20 protein-coding genes are annotated in these 15,687 nt (G+C 67.9%); 10 read left to right on the forward strand and 10 right to left on the reverse strand.

Annotated elements, in window-relative coordinates; all coding sequences use genetic code 11:
• Window positions 1-79 precede the first annotated feature (79 nt).
• Entirely contained in the window at window positions 80-796 is a 717-nt protein-coding gene (locus YM304_RS23340) for a FadR/GntR family transcriptional regulator (protein ID WP_015443790.1), read from the reverse strand.
• Between the two features lie 174 nt (window positions 797-970).
• On the opposite strand from YM304_RS23340, the gene YM304_RS21225 reads away from it, so the two are divergent.
• From YM304_RS21225 to YM304_RS21245, 5 genes are read left to right on the forward strand one after another with little or no spacing between them, the layout of a single operon-like run.
• Window positions 971-1,459 carry a VOC family protein gene (locus tag YM304_RS21225; RefSeq protein WP_015443791.1) on the forward strand — a complete coding sequence of 163 codons (489 nt, stop codon included), beginning with the start codon at window positions 971-973 and terminating at the stop codon, window positions 1,457-1,459.
• A 38-nt stretch (window positions 1,460-1,497) separates the two neighbouring features.
• Window positions 1,498-2,286: an alpha/beta fold hydrolase gene (locus YM304_RS21230; protein ID WP_015443792.1), complete on the forward strand. Its 789-nt coding sequence runs from the start codon at window positions 1,498-1,500 to the stop codon at window positions 2,284-2,286.
• 51 nt (window positions 2,287-2,337) lie between these two features.
• Entirely contained in the window at window positions 2,338-2,625 is a 288-nt protein-coding gene (locus YM304_RS21235) for a DUF167 domain-containing protein (protein WP_015443793.1), read from the forward strand.
• 52 nt (window positions 2,626-2,677) lie between these two features.
• On the forward strand, window positions 2,678-2,986 hold the full coding sequence (locus YM304_RS21240) for a hypothetical protein (protein WP_015443794.1): 309 nt from the start codon (window positions 2,678-2,680) through the stop codon (window positions 2,984-2,986).
• Window positions 2,983-3,582 (forward strand): hypothetical protein, encoded by a 600-nt coding sequence (locus YM304_RS21245; protein ID WP_154723591.1) that lies wholly within the window; start codon window positions 2,983-2,985, stop codon window positions 3,580-3,582. The genes YM304_RS21240 and YM304_RS21245 overlap by 4 nt, the downstream gene beginning before the upstream one ends.
• 21 nt (window positions 3,583-3,603) lie before the next feature.
• Here the strand turns inward: YM304_RS21245 and YM304_RS21250 are convergent, their stop codons facing one another.
• The 6 genes from YM304_RS21250 to YM304_RS21275 form a co-directional block, all read right to left on the reverse strand.
• A complete protein-coding gene (locus tag YM304_RS21250; protein ID WP_015443796.1) occupies window positions 3,604-4,707 on the reverse strand; it encodes a phosphotransferase in 1,104 nt (367 codons plus the stop codon).
• 49 nt (window positions 4,708-4,756) lie between these two features.
• On the reverse strand, window positions 4,757-5,542 hold the full coding sequence (locus YM304_RS21255; protein WP_015443797.1) for an ABC transporter ATP-binding protein: 786 nt from the start codon (window positions 5,540-5,542) through the stop codon (window positions 4,757-4,759).
• Window positions 5,539-6,549 (reverse strand): ABC transporter substrate-binding protein, encoded by a 1,011-nt coding sequence (locus YM304_RS21260; protein ID WP_015443798.1) that lies wholly within the window; start codon window positions 6,547-6,549, stop codon window positions 5,539-5,541. The genes YM304_RS21255 and YM304_RS21260 overlap by 4 nt, the downstream gene beginning before the upstream one ends.
• Window positions 6,546-7,385, reverse strand: coding sequence for an ABC transporter permease (locus tag YM304_RS21265; protein ID WP_197536912.1), 840 nt, complete (start codon window positions 7,383-7,385; stop codon window positions 6,546-6,548). Before YM304_RS21265 ends, YM304_RS21260 begins: the two co-directional genes overlap by 4 nt.
• Window positions 7,382-7,672 (reverse strand): thiamine-binding protein, encoded by a 291-nt coding sequence (locus YM304_RS21270; RefSeq protein WP_041298509.1) that lies wholly within the window; start codon window positions 7,670-7,672, stop codon window positions 7,382-7,384. Before YM304_RS21270 ends, YM304_RS21265 begins: the two co-directional genes overlap by 4 nt.
• A 169-nt stretch (window positions 7,673-7,841) precedes the next feature.
• Window positions 7,842-8,924, reverse strand: a complete 1,083-nt coding sequence (locus tag YM304_RS21275; RefSeq protein WP_083908528.1) for a sterol desaturase family protein — start codon at window positions 8,922-8,924, stop codon at window positions 7,842-7,844.
• 77 nt (window positions 8,925-9,001) lie between these two features.
• Between YM304_RS21275 and YM304_RS21285 the strand changes: the two genes are divergently transcribed.
• The 3 genes from YM304_RS21285 to YM304_RS21295 are packed head-to-tail and all read left to right on the forward strand — an operon-like array spanning window position 9,002 to window position 11,162.
• A complete protein-coding gene (locus YM304_RS21285; protein ID WP_015443803.1) occupies window positions 9,002-9,577 on the forward strand; it encodes an RNA polymerase sigma factor in 576 nt (191 codons plus the stop codon).
• Complete coding sequence (locus YM304_RS21290) at window positions 9,574-10,296, forward strand: hypothetical protein (RefSeq protein ID WP_015443804.1); 723 nt, start codon at window positions 9,574-9,576, stop codon at window positions 10,294-10,296. The genes YM304_RS21285 and YM304_RS21290 overlap by 4 nt, the downstream gene beginning before the upstream one ends.
• Window positions 10,293-11,162: an ATP-binding cassette domain-containing protein gene (locus tag YM304_RS21295; RefSeq protein WP_015443805.1), complete on the forward strand. Its 870-nt coding sequence runs from the start codon at window positions 10,293-10,295 to the stop codon at window positions 11,160-11,162. Before YM304_RS21290 ends, YM304_RS21295 begins: the two co-directional genes overlap by 4 nt.
• Here YM304_RS21295 and YM304_RS21300 read toward each other — a convergent pair.
• The gene (locus tag YM304_RS21300; RefSeq protein ID WP_015443806.1) at window positions 11,111-11,791 is read right to left on the reverse strand and encodes a response regulator; all 681 of its coding nucleotides are present in this window, start codon (window positions 11,789-11,791) and stop codon (window positions 11,111-11,113) included. The two genes, YM304_RS21295 and YM304_RS21300, sit on opposite strands and share 52 nt — an antisense overlap.
• A gap of 10 nt (window positions 11,792-11,801) precedes the next feature.
• Window positions 11,802-12,935 carry a sensor histidine kinase gene (locus YM304_RS21305; protein WP_162142130.1) on the reverse strand — a complete coding sequence of 378 codons (1,134 nt, stop codon included), beginning with the start codon at window positions 12,933-12,935 and terminating at the stop codon, window positions 11,802-11,804.
• Between the two features lie 175 nt (window positions 12,936-13,110).
• Here YM304_RS21305 and YM304_RS21310 point away from each other — a divergent pair, with 175 nt between their 5' ends.
• Entirely contained in the window at window positions 13,111-13,584 is a 474-nt protein-coding gene (locus tag YM304_RS21310; RefSeq protein ID WP_015443808.1) for a DUF6326 family protein, read from the forward strand.
• On the opposite strand, the gene YM304_RS21315 is transcribed toward YM304_RS21310, so the two are convergent.
• The gene (locus tag YM304_RS21315; RefSeq protein WP_015443809.1) at window positions 13,585-14,217 is read right to left on the reverse strand and encodes a TetR/AcrR family transcriptional regulator; all 633 of its coding nucleotides are present in this window, start codon (window positions 14,215-14,217) and stop codon (window positions 13,585-13,587) included.
• A gap of 252 nt (window positions 14,218-14,469) precedes the next feature.
• Between YM304_RS21315 and YM304_RS21320 the strand changes: the two genes are divergently transcribed.
• Window positions 14,470-15,651: an amidohydrolase family protein gene (locus YM304_RS21320; protein ID WP_015443810.1), complete on the forward strand. Its 1,182-nt coding sequence runs from the start codon at window positions 14,470-14,472 to the stop codon at window positions 15,649-15,651.
• The last annotated feature ends 36 nt before the right edge of the window (window positions 15,652-15,687 follow it).

Below are 15,687 nucleotides of genomic sequence, written 5' to 3' on the forward strand. Positions count from 1 at the left end.
GGTCAGACCAACTGACCATTGGCGTCATCCTAGGTGGTGGGTGGGCGCCGCGAAACTCACCCGGCGCCGCGGCGCCGCGTCAGTCGAGGTCGCTCACCATCGAGTGCTCGACCGAGTCGAGATGGGAGTGGACGCTCTTGCGCACCGCGTCGGTGTCGCGCTCGATGAACGACTGGGCGATGTGTCGGTGCGCCTCGGCCGACTCGGCGATGATGCGCTCGACCTCGGTCTGGTTGCTCTCGGCCGACAGCAACGTGAAGAACTCGACCGAGCGGAACAGCTGATCGAGCACCTTGCCGTAGAGCTCGATGAGCAGCGGGTTGCCGCAGGTGGACGCAATCGTGGTGTGGAACTCGCGGTCGAGACGACGGAACTCGGTGATGTCGAGCGCGTCGTCGAACTTGGCGGCGATGGCGGCGATGCGCTGACGGTCGGCGTCGCTGGCACGCTCGGCGGCCATCTCGAACAGCGGCAACTCCAACACTCGTCGCGTTTCGAACAGTTCGGCGACGAACGACTTGCCGTCGCCGTTCGGCTCGACCACCACGTCGGGAAGGTGCTCGGCGACGTACGAGCGATTGCCGCGACGCTCGACCACACCCATCGACACGAGCCCCTGCATCGCCTCACGCACCGAGGTGCGGGCGACGTCGAAGCGCTCGGACAGCTCGCGCTCCGACGGCATGCGCGCGCCGGGGGCCAGTTCGCCGGTGGTGATCCGTTCGAGCAGTTGTGCGCGGATCTGCGAGCTGACCGTCTCTCGTGAGATCGGTGCGAATGGTTGTGCCTGTGTCATCGACGCCGTCGACTTTCTGGAAGGCGCGGGGAGATCGCGCGTTCGGTTCCTTGGTCCGACCAACGTACCATCTCACCGTCACCGACTCCAGGAATCCTGGTCTGACCAACTGACCAAGTGGTATCGTACGAGGAGCTGAGAGGATCGAACCGATCCCCCGAACGAGGAGTCTCCGTGAGCGAACCGAACTACGAACTGCACCCGTCCGAACCGCGCTGGACGCACATCGCGTTGCGCGTTCGCGACATGGACGCCTCGATCGCCTGGTACGAGAAGTTCACGCCGCTCGAACTGATCGACCGTCGCGAAGACGAAGCCGGCTACGGCTGCTGGCTCGGCATGCCGGGCGAGACCAACAACCCGTTCATCCTCGTCATGGCGCAGTTCTTCCCCGACAAGGACCCGTTCGCCGATTCGCCGATCGCCACGCTGTCCCCGTTCGCTCACCTGGGCATGGAACTGCCGAACCGCGAAGCGATCGACGCCACGGCCGAGCTGGCCAAAGAACACGACTGCCTCGGCATGCCGCCGACGATGATGCCGCCGCCGATCGGCTACATCACGATGCTGCGCGACCCCGACGGCAACATGGTCGAGTTCTCGTGGGACCAGGGCGTGTACGCCACACTCCAAGAACGCTGGGGCGTCAAGACCAACTCCTGACCTGGTTGCCGCAGTCGCTGTGGTGACACACTGACGACATGGCGACCACGCAGGCAGTAGACGGCACCAGCATCCACTTCGACGAGCACGGCCACGGCGATGGCCCGGCCGTCGTGCTGGTGCACGGCATCACCGAGTCGTCCGACAGTTGGGCCCCCGTCACCGAACGACTGGCCACCCAGCACCGAGTGGTCACGCTCGATCTGCGCGGCCACGGTCGTTCGGGCCAGGCCGAGCGGTACGACCTCGAAGCGATGGCGGGCGACGTCGCCGCCGTGGTCGGCGCGCTCGGACTCGAGCGGCCTCATCTGGTCGGCCACTCGCTCGGCGGCATCGTCGTCTCGGCGGCCGGCGCCGTGCTCCCGGTGTCGTCGGTGGTCGACGTCGACCAGTCGCTGCAGTTGGCCTCGTTCAAAGAACAGCTGATGCCGTTCGCCGATCAACTCCGTGACCCGGCCGCGTTCCCACTCGTGATCGACGGCCTCTTCGCGATGATGGCGGGCGAGATGCTGCCCGCATCCGAAGTCGAACGGGTCAACGCGCTGCGCCGCCCCGACCAGGACGTCGTGCTCGGCGTGTGGGACCTGATCCTCACGCTGCCGATCGACGAGATCGCCGCCATCGTCGACGCTGCGCTCGCCGGCTACGACGGTGTCGATCTCCCGTATCTGGCGTTGTTCGGCATCGATCCCGGCCCCGGCTACGGCGACTGGCTGAGCGGACACATCGCCGGCGCCACCACCGAGGTGTGGGCCGACCACGGCCATTACCCGCACCTGGTCGACCCCGACCGCTTCGTCGCCCGCCTCCACGACTTCTGGTCCTGACCCGCTTGTTTCTTTTCGACCTGGTCCAAGGGAAACAAGCGAGACGACGACGTGGCAGCATCTGACTGGTGGTCGGCGACCGAGACCGGGATCACGATGTCGATTCGGGCCACGCCGGGAGCCAAGCAGTCGGCGGTGATGGAGGTCGGACCCGACCACGTCCGCATCCGACTCGCGGCACGCGCCGTCGAGGGCCAGGCCAACGCCGCACTGGTCGCGTTCGTCGCGAAGCTGTGCGGGGTGCGCAAGTCGGCGGTCACCATCCGCCGCGGCGAGACGTCGCGTATCAAGCTCGTCGCCGTCGACGGCATCGACGCTCCCCCGCCCACCCTCACCTGACCACCCGAGCCATCCGGTGTCTGACACCGGATGATGGGATTACGGTCTGGGGATGCGGGTGGTCGAGCAGTCGTCGTGGGTGTGGACGCTGTTGGAAGACGACGAGGACGATGGCGCCGATGACGACGCGCTGTTGCTCGACGTGCAGATCCTGGCGCAGGGCCCCATGTCGGGGCAGTTCTACTCGATGACGATCGTGCTCGATGTCGACGAGACGCAGGCCTACCGCAAACGTGGTTCGGCCGCGCTCGACGACATCGCCGAGCGGATGAACCGGTCGACGAGCGACTACCAGGAGCGCGACCGACGAGACCTCAGCCAGGACGTGACCGCAGCGTGCGTCAGGTGGCGAGCGCGATGACGCGACGCACACTCATCGCTGCGGCGGTGGTCGCCGGCGCGCTGATCGGGTGCACCGATTCGGGTGACGAAGCAACGACGTCGGTCGCCCCGGTCGAGACGATCGCGGTGACTGTCGAGCCCGACGCCGACAGTCCCGGCGAACCGTTGCAGCGGGTGCGGACCACCAACCCCGACGCGTGCATCGACGTCGATCAGCAGGTCGACGACGAGCCACAGTGGCCCGAGTTCGGCCCGGTGATCGACTGGTACCGCGACGGTTGCCGAGTTCGCGTCGACGTCGTGACCGAACGACTCCCCGCCGCGCTCGATTGCGGCGTGACCACGCGCCACTACATACAGACCGCGCCGGTCATCGGCGAACGACAGACCCACAGCGGCGGGTCGGTCACGTACCTCCGACGCGGGGCGGAGACGATCACGCTCGATCCGCCGGCCGACCCGACGACGGTGCTGCCCGACGGCGTGGTCTTCACCGGCTACGAGTCCGACGCCCGGCGACTCTGGGCAGATCCCGACGACGAGTTCTGGATCTATCTGGTCAGCGATGAGCTGATCGAGCGCTGGCACACCGGCGTCGACGACGTCTGCGGTTAGTCGACGTCTGCGGCTGACGCCTCACTCGCCGAGGATGCCGAAACCGCCGTGATCGAGCGCCGCGGTGAAGTGGCGTGCGGCCATGCCGCCGACGAGGTCGCGACCGCGTTCGTTCGACAGGTCGAGCGTGCCACCGGTGAACACGCTGACGGCGAGACCCCCGAGCAGGTGGGCGTAGACGTAGTCGTTCCAGGCGTGCTCGGCGCTGAAGTCGGTGACCCCACGCTCGACGAGTCGGGCGTGGTAGATCGCGACGAGATCGCGTTCGTGCTCGCGGCGCAGTTCGACCGGCATCGACCCACCGAGGATGTAGGCCACGTCGTACGCGCCCGGTCCGCGACCGAGGCCTTGCCAGTCGATGATGACGACGTCGTCGCCGGCTGCCGGATCACCGAAGAGCATGTTCTCGACGCGGTAGTCCTGGTGCAGCAAGGTCCACGGCGAGCGGGCCGCGAGGCCCGACATCAGCTCGAAGTACCGCGTGCTCCACGCTTCGCCGAGTTCGACGCCGCCATCGGGGAGTCGGTCGGCGAACCCTCCGGTGAACACCGGGTAGATCTGTGGCAGCAGTTGGTCGACCATCTGGATGCGTTCGCCGTCGAGCGACGGGATCCACTCCAGATCGGGCGTCTGCACCTTGCCCCACCATGCGGCATGCACGTCGGCGAGCACGCGCATCGAGGCCTGCGCTTGTTCGAGGCGCATGCCCTCCGACTGGCTCACCATCTCGAGGTGGCTGAGGTCTTCCATGACGATCACGAAGTCGGCGGTGCCCGGCTCGATGATGCTCAGGTGGATGGCAGGCAGACCGGTGCCGGTCGCCTCACCGAGCTCGGAGTAGAAGCGGCACTCGGCTTCGAACATGCCGAGGTTGATGCCCTGCTGGCGGTTCTCCTCGTGGGTCGACGGAAGCTTGACCACGACGCTGGCCGGCCCGTCGCCGCCGTCGTAGGTGAGGGTCGCGACGTAGAGCTCGCCCATCAGGCCGACCCCTTCGCCGATCTGGTGCGTGGAGAGTGAGGTGACGGTGGTGGCCGCGTCGATCGCTCCCGAACCTCGGAGTACGTCGGTCAGCCATGTTGCGTCGGCATCGGCGATCGTCGCCGGAATCGATGGTGTCGTCATGGCGTCGCACAGTACGACGCAGCCTCGCGTCCGCTCCAACCGGTCGGCCTCAGTGTGTGGTTGCCCGGCCTCGGTCGAGTGAGTCGAGGAGGCGAGCCTTGTTGCGGATGAAGGCGGCGCTGGTCGTGACGCTCGCGGGGCGCGGGCGCTGCTCGTCGACGGTGACGGTGTCGACGATCCGTCCGGGCCGCGCCGACATGACGTGCACCACGTCGGACAGCACGAGCGCTTCGTCGACGTCGTGCGTGATGAACAGTGCGCTGCGCGGTACCGATTCGCCGAGGTGATCGATCCAGAGTGCTTGCAGCCAGTCGTGGAGATCGCGGCGGGTGATCGCGTCGAGCGCCCCGAACGGTTCGTCGAGCAGCAGCACGCGCGAGCCGGTGAGGAACGTCCGCAGGAGGGCGAGGCGCTGACGCATGCCGCCGCTGAGCTCCGACGGCCAGCTCTGTTCGAAGCCGGCGAGACCGAAGCGTTCGAACAGCTCGAGCGCCCGCTGCCGAGCCTCGGCCTTCGTGGCGCGTCGGTCGCCGAGCTCGGCGCCGAGGGTGGCGTTGTCGATGGCGCGCTTCCACGGCAGCAGCAGGTCGCGCTGCGGCATGTAGCCGGCGAGACCCGGACGATCGATCGTGCTCGCACCTTGGATCGCGGCGGTGCCGGAGGTCGGGGCCAACAGCCCGGCGAGCACTTTGAGCAGGGTGCTCTTGCCGCATCCGCTCGGCCCGACGATGCTCACGAAGTCACCCGCCGACACGTCGAGCGACACGTCGGCGACCGCAGGGGTCGTCCCGTACGTGTGGGTGACGTGGCGGAGCTCGACGGCCGGGGCGCTCATTCGGGAAGGAACTCGTTGGTGTAGAGCGATGCGACGTCGTCGGGCTGCTGGTCGAGCAGTCCCGAGTCGACGAGGAAGTCGACGAATGTCGTCCACGTGTCGGCGTCTTGGTGGCCCCACCGAGGTGCGTCGAGGGCGTACTGACCGGCCAGGAACTCGGCGCTGGCTCGGACGAGGTCGGCGTCGAGCTCGGGTGCGGCGTCGAGCAGAGCGTCGGCGGCCGCGGTGGGGTCGTCGATGGCGAGTTGGTAGCCGCGTGCGGTGGCGGCCATGAAGTCGGCGACGAGCGCCTGGTCGTCGTCGATCCGGTCGGTGCTGGTGACGATCATGGGCGTGTACCAATCCGGAATGCAGTCGACGTGGTCGATGAACGACACGGTCGAGACGTCGACGCCGGCCTGCTCGAGACGGATCTTGTCCCACCCGTCGAAGATCCAGACGAAGTCGAAGGCGCCGGTCTCGAGTCCGACTCGGTAGTCGGTGTTGCCGACCTCGACGTAGTCGACGTCGTCGGGATCGGCGCCGGCGCACTCGACGAGCTTGCTGATGAGGGCCGTTTCGAGCTGCCCACCGAATCCGCCGTAGCGATGACCGGCCAGGTCGCCCGGGCCGTCGATGCCGGACTCGGCCAGCGCGAGGAGGCTCGACGTGTTGTGCTGCACGATGGCGGCGACCGACACGACGGGCACGCCCTGTGTCTGTGCGGGCACCAACGATTCCTGGACCGAGATGCCGAACTCGGCGTTGCCGGTGGCGACGGCTTGCAGTGCTCCGGTCTGGCCGGGCTGGATGATCTCGAGGTCGATGCCGACCTCGTCGTAGAAGCCGGCTGCGTCGGCGGCGTAGATCCCGCCGTGGTTCGTGTTCGGCGTCCAGTCGAGCACGAGCGTGACGTCGCGTGTGTCGGAGGCCGCCTCGCTCGATCCGCCGTCGTCGCCGCACGCGGTGACGAGCAGTGCGGAGGTCGGGAGCAGGGCTGCGAGCAGGGCTGCGGTGGAGGTTCTCATGCTGGTGTCCTTCGGATTGGTGAAGTCGGGTCGGGTGACGTGGTGGAGGGGAAGCGCCACGGTGAGGCGAGTCGGGCGAGCGCGCCGATCACGACGAAGAGCGCCGTCGACAGCAGCGCGACGATGACGACCGCGACGAAGACCTGGTCGACGCGGAACGACGCTTGCGACCGCGAGATGTAGACACCGAGGCCCTTCGACGCGCCGGTCCACTCGGCGATCACCGCTGCGGCGACGGTGTACGCGGCGGCGATCCGGAGGCCGTCGAACAGTGCGGGAAGCGCGTGTGGCACGCGGACGTGGAGTAAGATGTCGCGGCGCGTTGCCCCCATCGAGCGGACCACGTCGACCATCTCCGGGTCGACGCCGGTGAGTCCGCCGACGGTCGCGATGGCGACGGGGAAGAAGGTGACGAGCGCGACGACCAACACCTTCGGCGTGAGCCCGAAGCCGAACCACAAGACGAACAGTGGGGCGAGGATGATCATCGGGATCGTCTGGCTCGCCACGACGAGCGGGTACAGCACACGTCGAGCGAACTGCGATCCGGCGATGACGACGGCGAGGCCGATGCCGAGCAGCGCGCCGACGGCCAGCCCGAGCCCCGCTTCGGTCAGCGTCGCCACGACGTGCTCACCGAGCAGGTCGCGGTTCGCCACGAACGCCGACCAGATCTGAGACGGCGGCGGCAGGATGTAGTCGGCGGTGTCGCGTACGCGCACCCAGATCTCCCACGCGACGATCAGCATCACGAGCGCGGCCAGCGCGGGTGCGACGTCGACGAGTCGAGTGGTGAGATGTGTGAGCCGACGCCGTGTTGACGTCGGCACGGTCACGTTCGGAACTTGGCGGTCAGGCCGTCCATCGACGTGTCGTCAGCCGAACGCTGACCCAGTCGGATGTTGGTGATCAGGCCGTCGGCGCCCGAGCTGAGCACCGCTTCGTGAGCGGCACGCAACGTCGCCCACACGGCCGTCGGGTCGCCTTCGAACGTGGTGCCGAGCGCACCGACTTCGTAGTGCAGGCCACTGGCCTCGACGACGCCGATCGCGGCCTCGACGTGTGCGTAGCGATCATCGGCCGTGCCGGCCGGAGACGGCGACACGTGAATCTCAGCAATCATTGCAACTCCCTTCGCTGGCATGACCCAGAGCAGGTTGGCGGGTCGGTGGCACGGCAACGTTTGCTGCAAGCCACCCTCTCAGCCGGATCACTCTCCGACTCCCCGGTGAACGGTATGAACGCACGATAGCCAGCGTCGCCCGCCCGTCGTCAAGCGGACGAGATCGCGTTCACCGAGCGTCGCTGCTGGGAGCCGCCGCAGCCCAACGGCATGGCTCGCCCGCGGCGGGGCGACGGGTTCGCGGTCGGGTCGTCGAGTGCCACACGTCTCGCGCGAGGGTGCGCGTGAAGCGCCAGCCCGAACGCAGCGAGCGGACCGGGTGGCGGAACAGTCGCAGCGGGTTGCCCGTGCCGCGCAGCGGGTGGCGGAGTTGCGCGACCAACCCGTCGGGCATGTGCTCGCTGATGCCATAGACGAGCGGCCGCTTGTTGCGCGGCATGTAGTAGGTGCCGAACACGATGTCCCACAGCGGAAGGAACACCGAGTAGTTCGAGTTGTGCGCGTCGGTCTCGTTGGCGTGATGCCAGTGATGGAACTCGGGGGTGATGACCACCCGGTGCAGCGGCCGGAGGCGCCAGCGCACGTTCGCGTGGAGGAAGAGTCCGAGCAGCAACTGGATCGCGGCGAGCGCTCCGGTGAACTGCGCGCTGAACCCGGCAGCGATCAGGAAGAAGAACGGCGGCGCGACGATCGCACCGTCGAGGGGATGATTGCGGAGGCCGCTGATCCAGTCGAGGGTCTCGGTCGAGTGGTGCACCGCATGGAACCGCCACAGGACGGGCACCTCGTGCGACCAACGATGGACCCAGTAGATGGCCATGTCGAACAGCGCGATCCCGACGAACGGCAATGCCACCGACGGGATCATCGACACGAGTGGGCGAATCAGCAGGCCGGGCAGCCAGGCGAGGCTCACGACGCCGACGACGATCGCCACGGCGAGCCCGACGACGTTCAACGCCGGCGCCGCCAAGGCGTGCGACATGTCGGTGCCGAGTTGCGGGCGGCGGACGCGCTGTCGATGGCGAGGGAACAGTTTCTCGAACGGCACGATCAGCACGAACAGCAGCGGGATGATCACGAGGGTGCCGAGGTCGAGTGCGATCGACACACCGATCAATGCCAACGCCAGACCGGGTGCGAGCCATCGCCGAACTCGCGACGGCCGTGGCCCGCTGGTCGGCGACGACGACCGCTCCGGTGACGAGGGCGAGGTCGAGGTCGACGTCGAGGTCGAGAACGTGATGGTCATGACCGCTCTGTCGTGTCGACGAGCGCGATCGGTTCACGAGATCGAATGAACCGTTCGACCCGTTCGATCCGACAAGGATGGTGATGATGCAACCGGCGAGCGATGGGGGACGCGGCGAAGACCTCGCGCTGATCGCCCGAGTCGCCGACGGCGACCGCATCGCGCTCGAGATGCTGTACCGCCGACACGCCGGATGGTTGACCACCCGCCTCCAGGCTCGATGCGGTGACCCCGAGTCGACCGACATCGCGGTGCAAGACACGTTCCTGTCGGTCTGGAAGTCGGCGAAGAAGTTCCGAGGCGACGGCGATGTCGGCGCCTGGATCTGGGGCATCGGCATCCGCCGACTGATCGACGTGCTCCGAAAGCGCAAGGCGACCCCGATCGACCCGGCGTTCATCGCCAGCGCCCACCGCTCGGCTGGTGGCGCCGATCAACCCGCAGCCGACGACGTGGTCCTCTCCGGGGGTGCGTACGGTGATCTCGCCACGGCGATGCATCGACTCCCCGCCGACCTGCAGGCCGTGCTCGTCGCCACCGCCATCGACGGGCTCTCCACGAAGGAGGCCGCCGCGCTGCTCGGCGTTGCGCAGGGCACCGTCAAGACCCGACTGATGCGCGCTCGCCGACAACTCCAGGAGGCCCTGACATGACCGACTTCCCGATCGAGTCCGGCCCGGTCGACGCGGCTCGCCTCGATGCGAACTGGACGGCGATCACCGCCGAACTCGACGCTCCGCAGCCCTCGCGGATCGAACGTTTGCTGCGCTTCGCACGCGTGCCGACGCGAGTCACCCGCCTGGTCGTCGCCACGCCCGCGCTGCGCCGAGCGTGGTATCTCGCCGTGGCCGTGGTGGTGTTCATCGGTCTGGCCGCGATCGATCCCGACGAGCCCCGTCAGAGCCTCTTCGTGCTGCTCGTCCTCGCGCCACTCGTCCCCGTGCTCGGCGTGTCGATGGCCTACGGTCCGGCGGCCGACCCCGCCTACGAAGTCCAACTCGCCACACCGATGCGCGGACTCCGCCTCATCGCGATGCGCGCCGCGACGGTGCTCGGCGTGTCGATCGCGGTGATCGTGCCGATCGCGTTGCTCGGCGAGGTGAGTCGCCCGATGGCCGCGGCGTGGCTGCTGCCGGCGTTCGCGGTCACCACCGGCAGCCTCGCGCTGATGACGTTCGTGCCGCCGCGACTCGCCACCGCCATCGCCGGTGGTGCGTGGGTGCTCGCCGCGCTGATCGCCCGCGGTGTGAGCGACGACCGCCTCGGTGCGTTCACGCCGATCGGCCAGTTGGTGGCGCTCGCTGCAACCATCGGGTTCGCCACGCTGTCGACCGTGCGCCGCGCCAGCTTCGACCGACTGGAGTACGCGTGACCGCCGCACACCTCCATCTCCATCAGGTCGAGAAGCGCTTCGACAGCCGCACCGTGCTCGACGGCGTCGACCTGCTCGCGCAAGGCGGGATCGTCACGGTGCTCGGTGCGAACGGGGCCGGCAAGACGACGCTGTTGCGTTGCATCGCGACGATCCTCGAACCCGACGGTGGCACGATCACGATCGACGGACTCGACGCTCGACGAGAGGCCGAACGGATCGAGATCCGCCGACGTCTCGGCTACCTGCCGCAAGACCTCGGCTTCAACGACGGGTCCACCGTCTTCGATGCGCTCGACTACCTGGCCGTGCTCAAGGAGATCGCCGACGATCGCACGCGTCGCCGCCAGGTGTTCGACGTGCTCGATCGAGTGGGGTTGCGCGACCGCGCTGGCGATCCGGTCGCGCGGCTCTCCGGTGGCATGCGGCGACGGCTCGGAATGGCGCAGGCGATTCTGGGGTCACCGACGCTGCTCGTCCTCGATGAACCCGCAGCCGGTCTCGACCCCGACGAACGGATGCGGCTGCGCGAGATCGTCGCGGAGCGGCGGTCGGTTGCGACGGTCGTCGTGTCGACACACCTCACCGACGACGCGGCGATCGGCGACGTCGTGGTGGTGCTCGCCGATCACCGCATCCGCTTCACCGGATCACCGACCCGACTCGCCGAGTCGGCCGCCGGCCGGACGTGGGTGCAGGACGCGCTGCCGCCACCCGACGTGCGAGCGTCGTGGCGACGCGCCGACGGTCGACATCGGTGTCTCGGCAACCCTCCCCCGGGCGCCGAACTGGTCGCCCCGACGCTCGAAGACGGCTATCTCCTCGTCGCTTCAGCGCCGGTCGACGGCATGCGGCCGGTCTCGTAGGCCCACATGGCGAGTTCGACGCGGTTCCGGGCGCGGAGCTTCGTCATCAGGCCGTTGAGGTGGAACTTCACCGTGCTCGCGCTGATGTGATGCTCGGTAGCGATCTCCGCGTTGGTGAGGCCGCGGGCGACGCTGATCAGGAGTTCTTCCTCACGCCCGGTCAACGGGTCGACCGGTTGCCGAGGTGCGGCGGCGCGTTCGGTTGCGGCGAAGCGATCGAGGAGCCGGGCAGTCACCGCCGGGTCGATCAGCGCATCGCCGCGCGTCGCGGCGCGCAACGCGGCGGCGAGTTGATCGGGCGGCGCGTCTTTCAGCAGGAAGCCGCGGGCGCCGGCTTGGAGCGCGCCGTACACGTTCTCGTCGGTGTCGAACGTGGTGACGATGACGACGGCGATCGGGTCGACCACGTCAGGCCCGGCGATCTGGCGTGTGGCGGTGATGCCGTCGACGTCGGGCATGGTGATGTCGAACAGGCAGACGTCGGGGCGGAGCCGCAGCGCGAGGTCGATGGCCTCGCGCCCATCGGCGGCCTGGCCCACCACCTCGATGTCGGGTTGAGCGTCGAGGATCGTGGCGAGTCCGGCACGGATGATGCTCTGATCGTCGGCGATCACCACGCGGATCGTCATGGTCGGCACGCTATCTCGGCAGCTGTGCCCGGACCGTCCAACCGCCCGGGGCACTCGGCCCGGCGTGGAGAACCCCGCCGAGGAGTGCGACCCGCTCGCTCATCCCGATCAGTCCGTACCCCGATCGGGCGCTCACACTCGACGTGTCGCCGTCGTCGACGACGGTGAGCGTCACGTCACGCGACGTCGCCTCTAGGGCAACGGTCACCAGCGACGCGTTGCGAGCGTGGCGCAGCGCGTTCGTCACCGATTCCTGTGCGATGCGGTACAGCGCCGACGCAACGATGGGGGCGACGTCGGACGCGTCACCTTCGACACGCACGACGACCGCGGTACCGGCGGTCGAGCGCTCGGCGAGCAGTTCGAGCTCGGCGAGGCGCGGCTGCCCGTCCGAGTTCGCTGACGTCGTGTCGTCACGCAACACCGACACCATCGACCGCATCTCGGTGAGCGTTCGCGTCGCTTCGTCGGCGATCACCTGCAACGCCTCGGCGGCGCCGGTCAACGAGCCCGAGTCGACCTCGACCAGGCCGGCTCTCGCCTGTACCGAGATGGCCGAGACGTGGTGCGCGACCGTGTCGTGGAGCTCGCGGGCGATCTGCTGACGCTCGTGCGACTTCGCGCGCTCGACGTGCTGGTCGCGTGTGGCTCGTCGGTATCGGATCGACGAGCCGAGCACCGCGACGAACAGGAGCAGCGCCGCCCCGCCGACGATGTCGCCCGCTCCGGTGTAGTCGACGACCGACGACGAGGCAATCGACGCGGCCATCGCGATCAGGCCGAGTGCGGCGTGGGTGGCAGACGCCCAACGGAACAGCGCGAACGCCAGCACGAGCAGCACCGATGCGCTGTACAGCACGAACGGGTCGCGTCCGCCGATCAGGGTTGCGACATCGATCACGACCATGCCGCCGAAGCCGAACACGACCACTTCGAGTGGGTGCTGCCGGCGAACCATCACGGCGTACGCCAACGCCAGACCGAACACGGGACCGAGCACCGGCCACACGAGATCGGTTCGGAACACGGCTTCGGCCAGCGAACCGAGCGCAACGAGCGCGGCGAGCGCAACGTCTCGCCAACTCCTGGCGGGACGTTCGGTGATGGCGGGCTCGGCCCAGAGAGAGGTCATGGAATTCGGCACCGACCCAACGGTAGGGATCGGGCATGCACGACCGACCCGACATTCGGCTCGTTCTGTCCTGCCCGATCGGACAGGTGAGGTCTGGCCGAAGGCTCGGCGCCGCTGCCGACCGAGCCGACGACGATGAGCCACCGATCGCAGGTCGATCGCGCGAACCGAGCCACGAGGAGCACCCATGCCCACCCACACGACACCATCAGACCCCGACACGAACGCCGGCCGAGCCGAGCTTCGCGACACGCGGGTCGACGTCAAGATCGTGCTGTCGGGGCTGTGGGTGGCGATGCTCTTCCTGTTCGCGTACGTCGACATCTTCGGCTTCTTCCGCGCCGACGTGATCGAGGGGGCGTTGGCCGGTGAGGTCCCCGGACCGGGCATCACGATCAACCAGGCCTTCCTCGCCGGAGCGACCGGCTACATCGTGATCCCGAGCCTGATGGTGGTGGCATCGTTGATGCTGCGGGCCACGGTCAACCGACGGCTGAACATCGGCGTCAGCCTCGTCTACGCCGCGTCGATCGCGGTGACCTGCATCGGCGAGAGCTGGATCTACTACCTCATGGGCAGCACGGTCGAGGTCGCGCTGTTGCTGTTGGCCGCGCGCACCGCATGGCGCTGGCCGACCGACGACCGTGTGCCGGTGCGGTGATCACTCCGACAGCGGCGTGGAGCCTCCGGTGGTGACCACCGCGTCCAACAGGAAGTCGAGCATCTGGCCGCTGAGCTGCGCCGAGGGAGTGACCTCGTAGATGTCGGCGTTGACCGCCAGGCCGAGTGAGCCGTGCATCGCCGCCCACAGCAACTCCGCGACACGGTCGGGCTCGCCACTCACGAGGCGGCCGGCATCGTGCAGATCGACGAGCGTCGTTCGAAGGGTTCGGTAGAGCGGGAGTTCGTCGAGCGGTTGCGGGTCGGGCTCCAGGTCGCCCGGCCGTCGGACGTGGAGCAACACACCGCGATGCACATCGGGGTTCTCGATGACGAAGTCGCGGTAGAAGGTGAGGATGGCGCGGAGTCGCTGGGCCGGATCGTCGACGCTGGCGGCGATCTTCTCGATCACGTCGCCCGCCACCTGGATCGGCCCCAACCAGAGCGAGCGGACGAGATCGATGTGGTTTCGGAAGTACTTGTAGATGGTGCCCTGAGCCAGCCCGGCCTGCTCCGCGACGCGCCGGACGGTGACCGCGTCGATGCCGCCCTCGTCGTAGACGTGGCGCGCCGCGTCACGGATGCGTTGCCGCTGTGCTGCTCGTTGCGCTGCCGTTGCTACCGGTCGTGCCATGGGACGTCGGACTCGTTCGTGGGTCGGGTTTCGTGATCGTGAGTCAGTTAACCACGCTCGCCGAGTCGCCATCAAACACGGTGCTCTCAACGTCGCTGCGCTGGGCTCGACGCCTCCTTCGCGGGCCGTCAAGCGACCAGGTGAGCGCTGTTGTGTGAACGTCGTTCATTTAATGATCTAGAGTGACCGCAGCATCCCTCCCCACACGACCAGCACCGCCAACACCACCACCAACACCGACATGGAGTACTCATGACCTTGCTCGACGATCCCCGACCGATCTCGGCCGATTCTCATGCGGTCGAGACCGCCGAGACGTACGAAGGACTGGCCGAGAAGTTCGGCGACGATGCGCCGCGAGTGGTGCACAAGGGTGAGCAGGGCGACTACATCGAGATCCCGAATCAGCCGAGGCGATCTCGCAACGTCGCGGTGATGTGCCTCGCCGGCACTCGCCTCGACTACGCCACGCCGCTGCCGCGCGAGCACGCCACGAAGCCCGGCACCGGATCGATCAGCGATCCCGAAGTCCAGGCGTACTTCACCGGCGGGTACGCGGCGATGCGCCCCGGCCTGCGCGACGGGGCGCGACGCCCCGACGATCAAGACATCGACGGCATCTCCGCCGAGGTCCTCTACCCCGGCTGGTTCCCCATGTTCAGCCTCCCCGACCTCGAGCTGCTCATCGCCACGCAACGCAACTACAACGACTGGATGGCCGATCAGCAGGTCAAGTCCGGTGGCCGCCTCGTCGGACTCGCCGCGCTGCCCGTCCAAGACCCGGAAGCTGCACTGGCCGAACTGCATCGCGCGATCGATCTCGGATTCAAGGGCATCGTCATCCCGAGCAACGCGCCGCGAGATCGCAAGTACAGCGACGCTGACTACGACCCGATGTGGTCGCTCGCCGAGGAGGCCGGCATGCCGATCGGGTTCCACGTCGCCTGCATGTCGCACGTGCCCGACTGGCTCAAGGCCATGGGGTCACGTGACCCGGTCGTCCAGTACGCCGGCTCTCCGACACTCATCCACGACACGATGGTCGAGCTGATGGTCCGCGGCGTGTGCGCGAAGTTCCCGCGGCTCCGGTTCGTGTTGGCGGAGTTCAACGCCGGTTGGGTCGCCCACTGGCTCGACAAGGCCCAGCAAGGGTGGGCACGTGAGTTCGCCAAAGACGACTCGATCGGCCGGCCCGTCGACCTGCTCGAAGTGTGGAAGCGACAGTTCTTCGCGACGATCGAAGACGACACCGCTGCGCTCGGCACACGCGAGATGATCGGGGAAGAGACGTTGCTGTGGGGGTCCGACTACCCGCACACCGACTCGACATGGCCGTGCTCGACCCAGGTGCTCGACGAGATGTTCGAGACGTACTCGCCTGCATCCCGAGACAAGATCACCCGCACGAACGTCGCCGACCTCTACTCCCTGTAGCCCGCGCCGACGGTCGTTGGCGCCGAACTCGGCGCG

Source organism: Ilumatobacter coccineus YM16-304, assembly GCF_000348785.1.
In the GTDB taxonomy this organism is placed as follows: domain Bacteria; phylum Actinomycetota; class Acidimicrobiia; order Acidimicrobiales; family Ilumatobacteraceae; genus Ilumatobacter_A; species Ilumatobacter_A coccineus.